This window comes from Bilifractor sp. LCP21S3_F8, from assembly GCF_052117805.1.
GTDB lineage: Bacteria > Bacillota > Clostridia > Lachnospirales > Lachnospiraceae > Bilifractor.
Genome location: NZ_JBQKIK010000012.1, coordinates 13,452 through 28,967, shown reverse-complemented (window position 1 = coordinate 28,967; position 15,516 = coordinate 13,452). Strand labels below are relative to the sequence as shown.

General features: G+C 50.7%; 12 protein-coding genes. 11 read left to right on the top strand and 1 reads right to left on the bottom strand.

All coding sequences use genetic code 11. The features are described 5' to 3' along the window. Positions 1-84 precede the first annotated feature (84 nt). The 6 genes from ACTQ3A_RS07225 (at position 85) to ACTQ3A_RS07200 (ending at position 7,230) form a co-directional block, all read left to right on the top strand. Positions 85-483 carry a VOC family protein gene (locus ACTQ3A_RS07225; protein ID WP_441101030.1) on the top strand — a complete coding sequence of 133 codons (399 nt, stop codon included), beginning with the start codon at positions 85-87 and terminating at the stop codon, positions 481-483. Between the two features lie 166 nt (positions 484-649). Next, positions 650-1,258, top strand: a complete 609-nt coding sequence (locus ACTQ3A_RS07220; RefSeq protein WP_441101031.1) for a sugar O-acetyltransferase — start codon at positions 650-652, stop codon at positions 1,256-1,258. A 213-nt stretch (positions 1,259-1,471) separates the two neighbouring features. After that, the gene (locus tag ACTQ3A_RS07215) at positions 1,472-2,569 is read left to right on the top strand and encodes a GGDEF domain-containing protein (RefSeq protein ID WP_441495274.1); all 1,098 of its coding nucleotides are present in this window, start codon (positions 1,472-1,474) and stop codon (positions 2,567-2,569) included. Positions 2,570-2,705: 136 nt separating this feature from the next. Beyond that, the gene (locus ACTQ3A_RS07210; protein ID WP_441101033.1) at positions 2,706-5,705 is read left to right on the top strand and encodes an EAL domain-containing protein; all 3,000 of its coding nucleotides are present in this window, start codon (positions 2,706-2,708) and stop codon (positions 5,703-5,705) included. 22 nt (positions 5,706-5,727) lie between these two features. Further along, on the top strand, positions 5,728-6,525 hold the full coding sequence (locus ACTQ3A_RS07205) for a carbon-nitrogen hydrolase family protein (protein WP_441101034.1): 798 nt from the start codon (positions 5,728-5,730) through the stop codon (positions 6,523-6,525). A 60-nt stretch (positions 6,526-6,585) separates the two neighbouring features. Next, positions 6,586-7,230: an esterase gene (locus tag ACTQ3A_RS07200; RefSeq protein WP_441101035.1), complete on the top strand. Its 645-nt coding sequence runs from the start codon at positions 6,586-6,588 to the stop codon at positions 7,228-7,230. 420 nt (positions 7,231-7,650) lie between these two features. Here the strand turns inward: ACTQ3A_RS07200 and ACTQ3A_RS07195 are convergent, their stop codons facing one another. Then, on the bottom strand, positions 7,651-8,139 hold the full coding sequence (locus ACTQ3A_RS07195; protein WP_441101036.1) for a flavodoxin: 489 nt from the start codon (positions 8,137-8,139) through the stop codon (positions 7,651-7,653). Between the two features lie 277 nt (positions 8,140-8,416). Here ACTQ3A_RS07195 and udp point away from each other — a divergent pair, with 277 nt between their 5' ends. The 5 genes from udp (at position 8,417) to ACTQ3A_RS07170 (ending at position 15,384) form a co-directional block, all read left to right on the top strand. Continuing rightward, complete coding sequence (gene udp, locus ACTQ3A_RS07190; RefSeq protein ID WP_441101037.1) at positions 8,417-9,199, top strand: uridine phosphorylase; 783 nt, start codon at positions 8,417-8,419, stop codon at positions 9,197-9,199. A 72-nt stretch (positions 9,200-9,271) separates the two neighbouring features. Next, a complete protein-coding gene (locus tag ACTQ3A_RS07185; RefSeq protein WP_441101038.1) occupies positions 9,272-10,087 on the top strand; it encodes a purine-nucleoside phosphorylase in 816 nt (271 codons plus the stop codon). A 223-nt stretch (positions 10,088-10,310) separates the two neighbouring features. Beyond that, positions 10,311-11,672: a sodium-dependent transporter gene (locus ACTQ3A_RS07180; RefSeq protein ID WP_441101039.1), complete on the top strand. Its 1,362-nt coding sequence runs from the start codon at positions 10,311-10,313 to the stop codon at positions 11,670-11,672. Between the two features lie 121 nt (positions 11,673-11,793). Further along, complete coding sequence (gene glf, locus ACTQ3A_RS07175; protein WP_441101040.1) at positions 11,794-12,894, top strand: UDP-galactopyranose mutase; 1,101 nt, start codon at positions 11,794-11,796, stop codon at positions 12,892-12,894. Positions 12,895-12,939: 45 nt separating this feature from the next. Beyond that, a complete protein-coding gene (locus ACTQ3A_RS07170) occupies positions 12,940-15,384 on the top strand; it encodes an ATP-dependent helicase (RefSeq protein ID WP_441101041.1) in 2,445 nt (814 codons plus the stop codon). Positions 15,385-15,516: the final 132 nt, after the last annotated feature.

Below are 15,516 nucleotides of genomic sequence, written 5' to 3'. Positions count from 1 at the left end.
GCACTTCAAGGACTTGAAGAACAATGAATCATTTCATTTCATGAACAACGAATCGATTATGTTTCTAGAACAAGGAGAAGAGCTTTGAGTACAATCACAGGTATGAATCATGTTGCATTGAATTGTCATGGAAAAAAGGAAATGGACGAGGTTATTGACTTTTACTGCAATGTTCTTGGCTTCCGAAAAACAGCCGGATGTTACGTGGATGGACTGGGAAATATGGCGATGATCGATACCGGAACAGGCACGATTGAGCTGTGGGACAATGCGGAGCAGAAGCGCGGAGATGGCGTGATCGGTCATCTGGCGCTGACGGTTGAGAGCGCAGATGAGGCGGTTGAACTTTTCCGGAAGGAAGGGCTGCCGATTGATTCCGAGCCTGCGGATCTGGTTCTTGACACGGAACCGAAGATGAATATCCGGGTGGCTTTTGTCAGAGGGAAGGCCGGAGAGTCGATTGAGATTTTCCAGGAGCGATAAAAGAAGACAGGTCATATAATATCGGAAAAGAAATGAGATGACAGGCAGTTGCCTGAAGAAAAACGGGATAACGGACAATCACCGGAAGAAAAGCAGAATCACAGGTAATTGCCTGAAGAAAAAATAGCAGGCAATTGCCTGTAATTAATATTAGGAGCAGACAATGATGAGTGAAAAGGAAAAAATGCTGGCGGGAGAATTGTACGATCCGTCGGATGAAGAACTGTCCGCTCTTCGGACAAAGGCGCATCGTCTTTGCCTGGAGTATAACGGGCTTCCCGAGACAGATAAGAGGCGTACGGAAATTTTGCATGAGCTTGGAATTTCCGGGGATTCCTTCTTTCTGCAGGGGCCGGTTCAGTTCGATTATGGCTGCTTTACCTCTGTCGGGAAAAATTTCTATGCCAATTTCAACTTCACGTGCCTGGACTGCTGTCCGGTGACCATCGGAGACAATGTCTTTTTCGGACCTGGTGTCTCTCTTCTCACGCCCGTGCATCCATTTCGCTGGCAGGAAAGAAATCCTTACGTCAAGCAGGACGGAACAGTGACGGACAGTGAATACGCAAAGCCGATCAACATCGGCAGCAACTGCTGGCTTGCGGGTAACGTTACTGTCTGCGGAGGAGTTACGATCGGGGAGGGATGCGTAATCGGCGCTGGAAGCGTCGTGACCAGAGATATTCCGCCGGATTCACTTGCTGTGGGTGTGCCCTGCCGGGTGATCCGGAAAATTACAGATGTAGACCGGATGAAGGCGCGTCCGGAATTCTGATATTCTCATATGGCTATTGTATAATCATATGGTCGATAGTATACTTAACGATTAGAAAAAGGGGCGTTCTGCGTTACCGGCGGTCTGCGCAGATGCCTCTTTCTGTAATTGTCACACGTCAAAACGTTTTCGAAGGAAGGATTCTTCATGCTGCAAATCTCGAGCCTTTTTCGCCTGCTATATCTGGAAATCAATGTTTTCGGTTCGACTATCATGTTTGTGCTGATCCTGAAACTGATTCTGAACAGCAGAATTAAGGGGCAGATGTATTTTCGAAGGCTGCTGACGTGGCATATCGTTCTTTTTCTGTCGGATGCTTCCTCACTGTTGATGATGAATCGTAACAGGGAATACACAGATAGTCTTGCGGTTTTTTTTAAGAGCATTTACTTCATTGCGATTGTCGTGATAACGTGTGAGGCTTTTCTGTACTTTGAATCCTGCAGGGATTCCGCAGTGATCCGGAATCCCGGGAAAATTGGTCTTGCCTTCATTCCCGTATTTTTATTCATTGTACTGATCATTCTGAATCTGTTCCTGAAAGTTCTGTTCTATATAGATGCTGATGGAATCTACCGGAGGGGACGTGCGTATCTTCTGATCTATGCGATCTGCTTTGCCTACGATATCGTCTCGATGATACGGTCATATCTGGATGCGTTCCGAAGAGATAATTTCGCCGTCAGAGGTATCTATATTTTTTACGGTACATACCCGCTGATTCCGCTGGGTGCTGCTTTCGTTCAGTTTTTTGTGCCGGAGATCCCGGTGCTCTGTCCGGTTCTGAGCGTCTCTGCGGTCATTATCTATGTGAATTCGATGGAGTATCTCATATATCTGGACCCGCTGACGGGGCTGAAAAACCGGAGAATGATTATCCACAACATTACATCGATGATGAAAAACCTTCGGCCCGGTCAGGAGCTTTCTTTTACAATGATTGATCTGAATAATTTCAAATCCATAAATGACCGCTTTGGACATGATACCGGAGACATTGCTCTCACCATCATCGGAGATGCCATCACGACGTGCATGAAAGGCGCCAGAAACCGATCGATCCTTTACCGTTACGGAGGAGATGAATTCGCGATTATTCTCTGTTCGGATGACAGCTCCGAGATTGAACGGGATTTGATTGCAATCAGGGAAAAAACAAAAATGCTGGCGGAGGAGAGGAAGATGCCATGTCCGATCACCTTCAGTGCCGGCACATCCGTGTGGAACGGATCAGACGGACCGAAGACGTTTATCGCAGTGGCGGACCGTAAGATGTATCAAATCAAATTTTCAGCCAGGCGCGGACGGTGATTTACGGCGCAGTACATTCAGTGTGAATCAGATCATCAGGAATTCGGTAACAGGACACAGGTATTCATGCGGGGTCATCAATTGCGGCTCCCGCGAAAAAATTACGGGTTAGAAACGGGTTAGAATAAGAAACAATATGAGTAATAAGTCTTCCGGTGTATATGTCATCGACAATAATTACAATGTAATCAGCTGCAACGATACGATTCTTGAGTTGTATCCGGGGCTGGAAGTAGGGAAAAAGTGCTACAAATGCCTCATGAATCTGGATGAGCCATGTCCCCCATGTCCTGTGGCAAACCATATCTACGGGCCGCAGACATATCTTGACCCGATCAGGGGCATATATGAGACGGTTGATGCCGTGAATATGACTCTTCAGGATGGAAGCACCGGTCATGCGCTGGTTCTCAGTACTGTGGGCGAGAGTGAGACAATATCCGCAAGACTTCCACAATCCCGCGCAGAGTTGACCAGGCTTCTGGAACATGAATATTTTGATTCTCTGACTGAAGGGTTCTCGCGGAAGGGATTCATCCGGGAGACGGAACAGATTTTCCTTCGGGATGATCCGCGCAAGTATGCAATGATCATGTTTGACCTTCGGAATTTCAAGGCGATGAACGAGACCTTCGGGATTTCATGTGGTGACCAGATTCTTCTGTATGTTTTTCAGACGCTGAAGAACAGCTGGCTCTGCCCGTCCGTTTCCGCGCGTCTGGAATCAGACTGGTTTATTTTTCTGGTAAAAAAGAATGTGCTGGATCTCAATCGTCTGGATGAGCTTCTGAATCTGCAGTGGACAAATGATCTGCAGAGTGTAAATCTGCATCTGCGCTGCGGAATCTATCCGATTGATTCGCGCGAAGAGTCCGTCACAAAGATGGTGGATCGTACAATTCTGGCAAAAGAAGCGTCAGACCATCGCGAGACGGGAAACTTCGCGATCTTTGATCTGGAAATGCGGAAGAGGTATGTGAACCGCGCCGGAATTCTGTCCAGCTTTCAGGACAGCCTGCTGAGAGATGAGCTGAAGGTTTATTTTCAGCCGGTTGTTCGATGCTCGGATGGGAGGATCAGTTCCGCGGAGGCTCTGGTGCGCTGGAAACATCCGGAGATGGGAGTGATATCACCTGGTGACTTTATACCGGAACTGGAGAAAAACGGTCTGGTTTCACAGCTCGACCATTTTGTGCTTGGCAAGGTATATCAATTCCAGAAATTCATGCAGGAAAAGGGCCTGAAGTATGTTCCTGTTTCCATCAATCTGTCCCGGCAGGATTTTTACAATGATCAGATGATAAACGACATCTTCAGCTACCGGATGCAGAGCCGGCTTCCGGACGGTATGATCAATTATGAGGTGACGGAAACCTCCGTGGCGGTTCTGAAGGAAAACTGCGCTTATTACCTTTCCCAGTTCCGGAAGAACGGGGCAAAAGTTCTGATGGATGATTTCGGAGCGGGTTATTCCTCGCTTGGCATGATCGGCAATTTCCCGATTGATATCATCAAGATTGACAAGACCTTCATCGACCGGATCGAGAGCCAGCCGGTTACACGCAGTATTATTACCGCAATCATTGATGTATGTCACAAGGCAGGTGCGTTGGTTGTCGCGGAAGGCGTAGAAAATGTAAGCCAGGCGGATTTTCTTCGGAAAGCCGGCTGCGATTATATCCAGGGGTACTATTTCTATCGCCCGATGAGCGAGGAGAATTTCCGTAATCTGTTAATCTCCTATCAGGAGACGCTTGACCAGATGGATTCTCCGAATTCCCAGGTGAGCGAAACTGCCGGACAGCAGGTAGACAGTTACAATCTTCTGGACCTTGTCGATCACTCCGGTCAGTTTATTCAGGTGTGTCATCCGGAGGATTACTCCATGGTCTTCGCCAATGAGATGACACTGAATATATCCGGTCATCCCGACGAACCGTATCAGGGAAGAAAGTGCTACGAGTACATGCTGGGGCTGAACGCGCCGTGCGGGCATTGCCCGATGAAGCAGATGGGAGATGAGACAGAGAAGGAAATCGAGACGGATGACGGTGAGCATATCTTCCGGCTGAAGGCGCGGTTCACAACCTGGAACGGCAGAAGGGTCTTCATGGAATACGGAAGAAACATCACAGAAACGAAAGCCGCGCAGACCAGGTATACCGGTCAGATCCGCTCCATTCTCGAGGCGCTTCCGGACGGACAGGGCGTTTTTCACATGGATCTGACTGCGGACAGGTGGATTAGCTCCGGCGGACACGCCCAGAATGCCAGGAATATGCAGAACATGGAAAATGTCGACAGTTTGATTCAAAGGATCGGTTCCTTTGTGCCCACGCCGGAGGGACAGGAGGAATTCTTCCGGATTTTCTGCAGGGATGCGCAGCTGAAAGCCTATCAGAACAATCAGCATCAGATCGTGCACGAGACTGAATCCTACTACGATGACAGATCAATCCGCTGGTCCAGAATCACCACCCATCTGATTGACAACCCTTCGAACGGCCATATTGAAAGTATCCTATACGGCGTGGATATTTCCAGGGAGGCAAAACATATTCAGGAGCTGGAGATCGAGCGTCTTCACGGAAAACAGGAGAAGGAGCTTCTGCAGAAGCAGGTCAGGATGGCAATGGAGATGTACTCAAAGGCGGACCGCGACAGGCGGTATGATCATCTGACCGGTCTGTACAGCCGTCTCAGCCTGAATGAATTTCTTGAAAAGGATGAAAAAGAACAGCCGAGGGAAATCGCAGCGGCGATCATGCTTGATCTTGACAACTTTAAGGACATTAACGACAGTTACGGGCACGCCGCGGGAGACAGATGTCTGCGTGCGCTCGGCAGTCTGCTCCTGAATTTCGGCGTTTCGAGAAAGATTGATTTCTATCGGTATGGAGGAGATGAGTTCGTGGGTCTGGTCAGAGATCCCGGGACAGATCTCTCGAAACTGTCATCCGATCTGCTAAGTGAAATTCGTAAGGCTTGCGTAAAGTACGGGAACGTCGAAATACCACTGACTGCATGCATCGGCATCACGAGTGATGGAAAAGACTGCCAGACTATGATCAACAATGCGGACAAGGCCATGTATCTGGCAAAACACCACGGAAAAAACCAGGGCTGCACGATATAAGGCTGTGATCAGGAGAAAATAAATGAAGATTGCGCTTGCACAGATGAAGACAACAGCAGATATGGAAGATAATTTTCAAAAGTCAGTGCGGCTTGCGGAGAGGGCGGCAGCAGAAGGCGCGGATCTGATCTGCTACCCGGAAATTCAGCTTTCACCCTTCTTCCCGCAGTACCCGTCTCGAGACGCTTCCGCGTATCTTTTGTCACGGGACAGCAGATATATCCGGGAATTCTGTGATGTCTGCCGGAAAAACGGCATCTACGCGTCACCGAATTTTTATGTGGAGGAAAACGGACATCGGTATGATATGAGCTTTCTGATCGATGACGGGGGAACGATCCTTGGAACGCAGAAAATGGTACATATCGCCGAGTGTGAGCAGTTCTATGAGCAGGATTACTATACGCCTTCGGATGACGGTTTTTCCGTTTTTGACACCCGGTTTGGAAAAATCGGTATCGTTGTGTGTTTTGACCGGCACTATCCCGAGAGCATACGCACAGAGGCGCTCCGCGGCGCGGAGCTGATTCTGATCCCCACAGCGAATACGAAGGCTGAGCCGGCTGAGATGTTTCGCTGGGAGATCCGGACGCAGGCGTTTCAGAATATTGTCAATATAGCAATGTGCAACCGGTGTGGCACGGAAGGACAGATGGAATTCTCCGGGGAATCCCTTGTGTCAGATTTTGACGGAAACCTGACGACACTGGCGGGAGATCAGGAAGAACTGCTGATCGCGGAGACAGACCTTGCGGGATGTGCTGCGCAACGAAAGACGCGTCCGTACCTCTCGCTTCGAAGGCCGGAGCACTATGCGTAACCCAAAAGACTGCTGGGGCATCGTTCGCTCCCGGCTGCAAAGCCGGAAAGGATTTAATTTATGAAGATATTTGAATATGGAGACGGTACGGCAGAAAATATCCTTCTTCAGCCGGTGGATGATCATGATCTGGCTTTGATTGAAAATGAAATCAGGCTGATTCATGCGGATACCGGAAAGGATTTCAGGCTGACCGCCTTTCTGGTGGATGACTGGAACAGGGATCTGTCTCCATGGAAGGCGCCGGCGGTATTTGGAAAGGAAGCCTTTGGCGACGGGGCGTGCGTGACACTGAAAGAAATCATAAAGTACTGTGAAGACGGCAGCAGAAACGATTCCGGCAGAAGAAATTACTACATCGGAGGATATTCTCTCGCCGGACTGTTTGCCCTGTGGGCGGCCTGTCAGTCGGACCGGTTCTGCGGAGCTGCCGCCGCGTCTCCCTCCGTGTGGTTTCCGGGGTTCACCGGTTACATGAGAGAGCACAAAATTCAGAGCAAATCGGTGTATCTGAGCCTCGGAGACAGGGAGGAGCGGACCCGCAATGCGGTCATGGCAACTGTGGGAGACAGAATCCGTGAGACATATGAGATCCTTCAAAGCCAGAAGATTTCCTGTACCCTGGAGTGGAATGAGGGAAATCACTTCCGGGATTCGGATGGGAGAACGGCGAAGGCATTTTCCTGGGTGATGACGCATCCCTGATAGCGGATGCGATGCCGGTTCTTTCCGGGCACAGATAACCAGAAGAATTGAGCTTTCCGGGTTTTCCGAACCCAGACAGCCAGAAGAATTGAACTTTCCCGGTTTTCCGGACAACCATAACGACAGCTCGCCGCACACGCCCATCTGGACGCGCACGGCGAGCTGTTCATTTACGCGAACAGTGAGCCGCAGCCGAATGCGAAGTATTCGTGTGCGGCGAGCGTCGCGATAGCGAGATAAAACTCGCGCAGCGTGTTTTATCTCGTTTATCACTCATACAGCTTCACGCCCTGGGGTGTGCGGATAGGGCTCACCACCCATTTGACGCAAGCGGTGTGACTGCATTCAGCTTCAAACACCCGGTAAGCGGATAGGGCTTATGGCCCACTTGACGCAGGGCTGTCAGAACGATGGGAGAACTCAGTTCCACTCCTGGAAACCGTCAAACCAGAGCTTCAGATCTTCCATGGAGACTTCTCCGCCGACACGGCGTCCCTCCATGACTTTTGCATCCTTGCCGACGATGTTCTGAATTCGCTCACATGTTCTTCCCATGCCGCTTCCACCGGAGGTGCAGAACGGAATGATGATCTTTCCCGCGAAATCGGCGGAGGTCAGGAAGGTGTCTACAATACTTGGCTCTCTTCCCCACCAGATCGGGAATCCGAGGATGACCGTCTTGTACGCACTGAGATCCGGAGTCTTCTCAGCCATAGCGGGATGACAGTTCGGATCCGCCATCTCAACCGTAGATCTTGCCTGCTTGTCCTTCCAGTTCAGATCCTCCTTTGTGTAAGGCTTCTCAGGAACAATCGCGAAGATATCTGCTTTTTCCTCTTCCGCGATCTTCTCCGCAACTGCTTTGGTTGTATTACTTACGGAAAAATATGCGACTAAAGTCTTGCTCATACAAAAATCCTCCTTCTCACCATCTGTAAGATGTTCTTTCTGTTTCGATTAACATAACGGCCGGGCTCCGCAGTCGGAAAACCATTGCAATTCAGCATCTATAATACTGCAGGACCTGTTTATCATTATAACGCATCGTGACATAAAGTGAAACAGATTTCAGGAAGCGCTTTTTGTTCAATAACAGGCGCACAGCGCTGCATTTTCTGCCCGCAGAGATATGGATTTGTTGTAAAATAGCATCAGGTAATGATCATCCGGAAGGGAGGTTTTTTCATTGAAGAATTATTCGAAGGATCCGGAGAGGCAGTATCACATTCAGACCTGCAGGGGCGAGGTGGGACGCTATGTCATTATGCCCGGTGATCCGAAGCGTTGTGAAAAAATTGCGCAATATCTGGATAAACCCGAGAAGATTGCAGAGAATCGGGAGTTTACGACATACACCGGATATCTGGACGGTGAAAAGGTCAGTGTAACATCGACCGGAATTGGCGGGCCGTCGGCGGCGATCGCAATGGAGGAGCTGTACCGCTGCGGCGCGGATACCTTTGTGAGGACCGGCACCTGCGGAGGCATACAGACGGATGTCAAAAGCGGAGATATCGTCATCGCGACAGGAGCGGTGCGGATGGAAGGCACCACCAGGGAATATGCGCCGATCGAATATCCTGCGGTACCGGATCTTGATGTGACCAATGCCCTGGTCAGCGCAGCACAGGAGCAGGGATTTCGATGCCATTACGGTGTTGTGCAGAGTAAGGATGCTTTTTACGGACAGCACGAGCCGGAGAAGATGCCGGCCGGTTATGAGCTGATTCAGAAATGGAATGCATGGAAGATGATGGGCTGTCTCGCGTCCGAGATGGAGTCGGCGGCACTGTTTATCTGTGCCGGCAAGCTGCGGGCCAGGGCGGGCGCCTGCTTTCTGGTAATCGCGAATCAGGAGAGGGAGAAGCTGGGACTTGAGAATCCGGTTGTTCTGGATACGGATCAGGCGGTGCGGACCGCAGTCGGTGCCGTCCGGAATCTAATCCGGAAAGACAGGGAGAGAAGATAGCGGTCCGGATTCTTGCAGAAACAGAAAAAAGCACAAAGATCAGTAGGGAAAAGAAAAATCGGGAGGCGAATGATGATTATGGAAAAACTTGAAAAATGTCTTGCCTGTGTCCGGAGCAAGACAGATTTTGTGCCGGATACAGCCCTGGTTCTCGGTTCCGGTCTCGGGGAATACGCAGATCATGTGCGGATATCTGAGATCATTAATTATTCGGAAATCGAAGGCTTCCCGGTTTCAACGGTCGCCGGACACAAGGGAAGATTTGTTTTCGGGTGGATTCAGGATATCCCCGTTGTGATCATGCAGGGAAGAGTACATTATTATGAGGGCTACCCGATGACGGATGTAGTACTCCCTGTCAGGCTGATGGGCCTGCTGGGGGCGAAGAAGCTGATTCTGACGAATGCGGCGGGCGGCGTCAATCCTGATTTCCGGCCCGGGGATCTGATGATGATTACGGATCAGATTGCGACGGCGGTTCCGAGCCCGCTGATCGGTGAAAATCCGGATCAGCTCGGTCCGAGATTCCCCGATATGAGTGAGATTTACAGCCGACGCATGCAGGAAATCATCCGGATGGAGGCAGAAAATCTGGGAATCGGGCTTCGTGAGGGCGTTTATGTGCAGTTCACCGGGCCGGCATATGAGACGCCTGCAGAGGTAAGATTGTGCAGAGCGTGGGGCGGCGATGCCGTGGGAATGAGTACTGCCTGTGAGGCGGTCGCGGCAAGGCATATGGGCATGGAAATATGCGGAATTTCCTGCATCACCAACATGGCTGCCGGAATATCCGATAAACCGCTTTCGCACAGGGAGGTGCAGGAAACGGCAGATCGGGTGGCGGATCAGTTCAGCAGGCTGATCACAGCCATCGTGAAGAAGGTGTAATAACGATCGCATTGGTAAACGACCCAAGACGAGAAAGCTCGGCAGAGGTTTTACGCGGCGTAGTGATAAAGAAAAATGAAATCCACTGCGATGCGGATAGCGCCGCATAAAGTTTTGTGCTATACTTTTACCCATCTGTTTTGGCAGACGAAGATTCATGAAGATTCATTCTGGTCTGCGGCAGATGTCTAAGACTACATCTTAAGTGAAGGCGGTATAAAAGATGGACACAAAACAGCGTTCGGCATTTTCAAGCAAAATCGGCTTCGTGCTGGCGGCGGCGTCATCCGCGGTCGGTCTCGGAAATCTCTGGAGATTTCCGTATCTGGCCGCGAAATATGGCGGCGGCATTTTTCTTTTAACCTATGTGATTCTGGCAGTGACGTTCGGTTTTGCACTTCTTCTGGCCGAAATCGCGATCGGAAGAAAAACCAGACAGAGCTCTATCGGAGCTTTCCGGAAGCTGGGACAAAAAAGCAACATCTGCGGAATCCTCGGCATGATTATCCCGATGATCATCACGCCGTACTACTGCACGATTGGCGGCTGGGTCACGAAATATTTTGCTGTATTTCTTACCGGTCAGAACATGGAAGCCGCGAACGACGGATTTTTCAGCAGCTACATCAGTACTACCGCGCAGCCGATCCTCTGGATGGCGGTTTTTCTGGGATTGACTGCTGTGGTTGTATTCCTCGGTGTTGACAAGGGAATCGAAAAGGCAAGCGTGATTCTGATGCCGGTTCTGCTGGCCCTGATCGTCATCATCGCGGTCTATGTGGTCACAAGGCCGGACGCTGCGGCGGGTCTTCGCTATTACCTGAAGCCGGACGTATCCAGGCTCAGTGGAAAAATGATTCTCGGTGCTCTGGGACAGCTCTTTTACTCCCTGTCCATCGCCATGGGCATCATGGTGACGTACGGCTCGTATATGAAGAAGGAAGACAATCTCGAGACATCGGTATTCCAGATTGAATTTTTCGATTCTTTTGTGGCGATCCTCGCGGGCATGATCATTGTTCCGTCGGTATACATTTTCTCGGGTGGTGATGAATCCATGCTGAACGCAGGACCCGGCCTGATGTTTATCACACTGCCGAAGGTGTTTGATGCCTTCCCGGGTGGGAGATTTATCGGTCTGATGTTTTTTGCGCTCACACTTTTTGCGGCGCTTACCTCATCGATCTCCCTTCTGGAAGCGGTTGTTTCGAATGTCATGGACCGCACCGGATGGAGACGAACGAAGACGACAGTCATCATGACGGTATACTGCATGATCATCGGAACCGTCTGCTCTCTCGGATACGGCGCTTTTTCTTCCTTTAAGATCTTTGGTATGTCGATTCTGGATCTTCTGGATTTTGTGAGCAACAGCATCCTGATGCCTGTACTCGCGCTCCTGACCTGCATTTTTGTGGGTTACATCATCAAGCCGCAGGCGTTGATCGAGGAGGTCGAGCAGAACAATGTGACCTTCCATCTGAAAAAGTTCTTTTATGTACTGATCCGGTATCTCTGTCCGATCGGGATTCTTGCCATTCTGGTAAGCTCGATTCTGTCAACGATGGGCGCCATGACGATCTGAATGATCTGTACGCGCTGAATCGGATGACTGAATTCGCAGATGGGCGCCATGATGATCTGAAAGATCTGTACGTGCGGAATCGTTACAAAAATATATTAGTAATTGCAGGAGGGATAGGAAAATGAAATATGATTATCTGATTGTCGGAACAGGTCTGTTCGGTGCTGTTTTTGCCCATGAGGCGACGAAGAGGGGATTCCACTGTCTGGCGATTGACAAAAGAGATCACATCGGCGGAAATATTTTCACGGAAGAGATTGAGGGAATCAACGTTCACAAATACGGCGCGCATATTTTTCACACCTCGGACAGGCAGATCTGGGAATATATCAGTCAGTTCGCCGAATTCAACAACTATATCAATTCCCCGATTGCTGTCTATAAGGATGAGCTCTACAACCTTCCGTTTAATATGAATACCTTCAGCCGGATGTGGAATATCCGCACGCCGCAGGAGGCAAAGGATAAAATCGCGGAGCAGATCGCGAGTCTGCACATCACTGAGCCGAAGAATCTGGAGGAGCAGGCGCTTTCTCTTGTCGGAACAGATGTCTATGAGAAGCTGGTGAAGGGCTACACGGAAAAGCAGTGGGGACGTCCCTGCACCGAGCTTCCCGCCTTCATCATCCGCCGGCTCCCGTGCCGCTTCACCTACAACAACAACTATTTCAACGACCGTTTCCAGGGCATTCCCATGGGAGGCTATACGCAGATCATCGAGAAGATGCTTGAGGGCAGTGATGTCATGACCGGAACTGATTATTTCGAGTTCCGGAAGAGCAACCCGGATATCGCGGCGAAGACCGTGTTCACCGGAATGATCGATGAATATTTTGATTACTGCTACGGACCGCTTCAGTACCGGAGTGTCCGCTTTGAGACAGAGGTTCTGGACGAGGAGAACTACCAGGGCAACGCTGTGGTGAATTATACGGACCGGGATGTGCCCTATACCAGAATTATTGAGCACAAGCATTTTGAATTCGGGACACAGCCGAAGACCGTCATCTCCCGTGAATACTCCTCCGAGTGGAGGGTAGGCATGGAGCCGTACTACCCGGTGAACAATGAGGAGAACAACAGTCTGTATCAGAAGTACCGGACACTGGCGGACAAGGAGACCGGCGTGATCTTCGGCGGCCGGCTGGGGCAGTACAAGTATTACGACATGGATAAGGTCATTGCCGCGGCTCTCGAGGCAACCGGAAAGGAATTTGCGTAAAACGCAGATGAGGAATTTCGCAAAAATAAAGACAGGAATTGATTCATGAATGACATATTGAGCAGTTTAAACGCCCCGCAGCGGGAGGCGGTCACAACGACGGAAGGGCCGCTTCTGATTCTGGCGGGCGCAGGCTCCGGAAAAACACGGACGCTGACCTGTCGGGTCGCGTACCTCATTTCCCAGAGACAGGTGAGCCCGTGGAATATCATGGCGATCACCTTCACGAACAAGGCGGCGGGAGAGATGCGGGAGCGCGTCGATCAGCTGGTGACGGCCGGATCCGAGAGCATCTGGATTTCCACCTTTCATTCCACCTGCTGCAGGATTTTGAGGAGATACATCAATCTTATCGGCTACGAGAATAACTTCACCATCTATGACACGGATGACAGCAGACAGGTCATGAAGGAGGTAATCCGCCTGCTGGAGCTGGATCCGAAGGTCTATAAGGAGAAGGCGATTCTTCGTCAGATTTCCTCGGCAAAAAACGAGATGATCGGACCGGAGGAATATGAGAAAAATGCGTCCGGATGGGTCGAAAAGCAGTATGCGAGATGCTATTATGCCTACCAGAAGCGGCTGAAGGAGAATAACGCGCTGGATTTTGATGATCTTCTGGTACTGACCGTCGAACTGTTCCGCCGGGAGCCGGATGTCCTGTCCTATTATCAGGAAAAATTCCGGTACATCATGATCGACGAGTACCAGGATACCAATACCGTTCAGTTCCTTTTTGTGAAGCTTCTGGCCTCGCGGTACCGCAACCTCTGTGTAGTCGGCGATGATGACCAGTCCATCTATAAGTTCCGGGGAGCAAACATACGCAATATTCTCAACTTCGAAAAGGAATATCCCGGCGCGAAGGTGATCCGACTGGAGCAGAACTACCGGTCTACGCAGAACATCCTGAATGCGGCGAACGAAGTAATCGCTCACAACGTCGGCCGAAAGAAGAAAAAGCTCTGGACCGAGAACACAGAGGGATCAAAGATCCATTTTCGTGAGTTTGACGACGGATATCAGGAGGCAGAGTATATTGCCCGCGACATCAGCAGCAAATGCAGCCGGGATGGAATGGCGTATCATGATTTTGCGGTCCTGTACCGGACTAACGCGATGTCCCGTATCTTCGAGGAAAAATTTATCGCCCGGAATATCCCGTACAAGATTGTCGGTGCCATCAATTTCTATGCCCGCAGGGAGATCAAGGATCTGCTTTCTTATCTGAAGACGGTAGATAACGGCAGCGATGACCTCGCCGTCGAACGGATCATCAACATCCCGAAGCGGGGAATCGGGCAGACCTCCATCGGTAAGGTGGAGCAGTACGCACAGGAGAAGAACATCGGCTTCTACGACGCTCTTCTGGAGGTGGACCGGATCCCGGGCATGTCACGTGCCGCGGGAAAGATTCGCGGATTCACAAATCTGATTGAAAAATACCGGAGCCTGAACGCGGACGGCTACACTGTCCGCGAAATCCTCGAGCTGATCATCTCGGAGACGGGTTATGTCGCGGAGCTGGAGGCGCAGGGAGACGATGAGGCTAAGGCCCGCATCGAGAACATCAATGAATTGATTTCAAAGACGGAGGATTACACGAACTCAGCGGAGACACCCTCGCTCTCGGATTTTCTGCAGCAGGTCTCACTCGTGGCAGACATCGACAGCGTAGAGGAGGACAGCGATTATGTGCTCCTGATGACGCTGCACAGCGCGAAGGGGCTGGAATTTGACAATGTCTACATGGCCGGAATGGAGGAAAATACCTTCCCGAGCTACCTTTCGATCAGTGAACATGACACGGAGGAAATGGAAGAGGAGCGCCGCCTGTGCTATGTAGGAATCACACGGGCCAGAAAGGATCTCACGATGACGGCGGTCCGCATGCGGATGGTGAGAGGCGAGCCGCAGTTCCTGAAGGCATCGCGATTCGTGAGGGAAATCCCGCGGGAATATATCGAGCTGGAGCGGGAGACGACAGACACCCGGAATTTCCTGAATCCTCCGAAGCTGTCCTTTGATGATATCATGGGCATGGGCAGACAGGAAAGCGGATATGACCGGACAGGAGGCGGATATGGCACGTCGGGCAGTACAGTATCCGGGAACAGATATGGCACGTCGGGCGGAGTATCCGGAAGCGGATACGGCTCATCCGGAGCAGAGAAAAACCGGTTCGGTGCGTCCGGCTACGGCAGCTCCGGTTATGGCAGCTCCGGATACCGGAATCCGTCCGTATCCCGCCCGGGCGGAAAGAACGCGAAGGGCCGGTTCCGCCTGGAAGAATTCCGGGTATCAAAGCCGGATCATCTGGATTATCAGACCGGAGACACGGTCAGACATGTGAAGTTCGGAATCGGAACAGTGAAAGAGATCAAGGACGGGCCGAGAGACTACGAGGTGACGGTCGATTTTGAAAACTTCGGCATCAAGAGGATGTTTGCATCCTTCGCCAAATTAAAGAAAGTAAAGGCGGATATCTGATATCCGCCTTTGTCATTTCTGGATTTATAGAATTCATGGAACCCGATCCTGTAGAAAATTTATTCTGAATAGAATTTAATACCAGACAGGATTCAAACCCGGCTGATAGGGAACCGGGCTGATGCCGGCTGC

Bases quoted from the DNA above. Each gene is read 5' to 3' on its own strand.
- glf (WP_441101040.1), top strand. From the start codon at position 11,794: ATGAAATATGATTATCTGATTGTCGGAACAGGTCTGTTCGGTGCTGTT.
- ACTQ3A_RS07200 (WP_441101035.1), top strand. From the start codon at position 6,586: ATGAAGATATTTGAATATGGAGACGGTACGGCAGAAAATATCCTTCTT.
- ACTQ3A_RS07170 (WP_441101041.1), top strand. From the start codon at position 12,940: ATGAATGACATATTGAGCAGTTTAAACGCCCCGCAGCGGGAGGCGGTC.
- ACTQ3A_RS07205 (WP_441101034.1), top strand. From the start codon at position 5,728: ATGAAGATTGCGCTTGCACAGATGAAGACAACAGCAGATATGGAAGAT.
- ACTQ3A_RS07185 (WP_441101038.1), top strand. From the start codon at position 9,272: ATGATTATGGAAAAACTTGAAAAATGTCTTGCCTGTGTCCGGAGCAAG.
- ACTQ3A_RS07215 (WP_441495274.1), top strand. From the start codon at position 1,472: ATGTTTGTGCTGATCCTGAAACTGATTCTGAACAGCAGAATTAAGGGG.
- ACTQ3A_RS07220 (WP_441101031.1), top strand. From the start codon at position 650: ATGAGTGAAAAGGAAAAAATGCTGGCGGGAGAATTGTACGATCCGTCG.
- ACTQ3A_RS07195 (WP_441101036.1), bottom strand. From the start codon at position 8,139: ATGAGCAAGACTTTAGTCGCATATTTTTCCGTAAGTAATACAACCAAA.
- ACTQ3A_RS07210 (WP_441101033.1), top strand. From the start codon at position 2,706: ATGAGTAATAAGTCTTCCGGTGTATATGTCATCGACAATAATTACAAT.
- ACTQ3A_RS07180 (WP_441101039.1), top strand. From the start codon at position 10,311: ATGGACACAAAACAGCGTTCGGCATTTTCAAGCAAAATCGGCTTCGTG.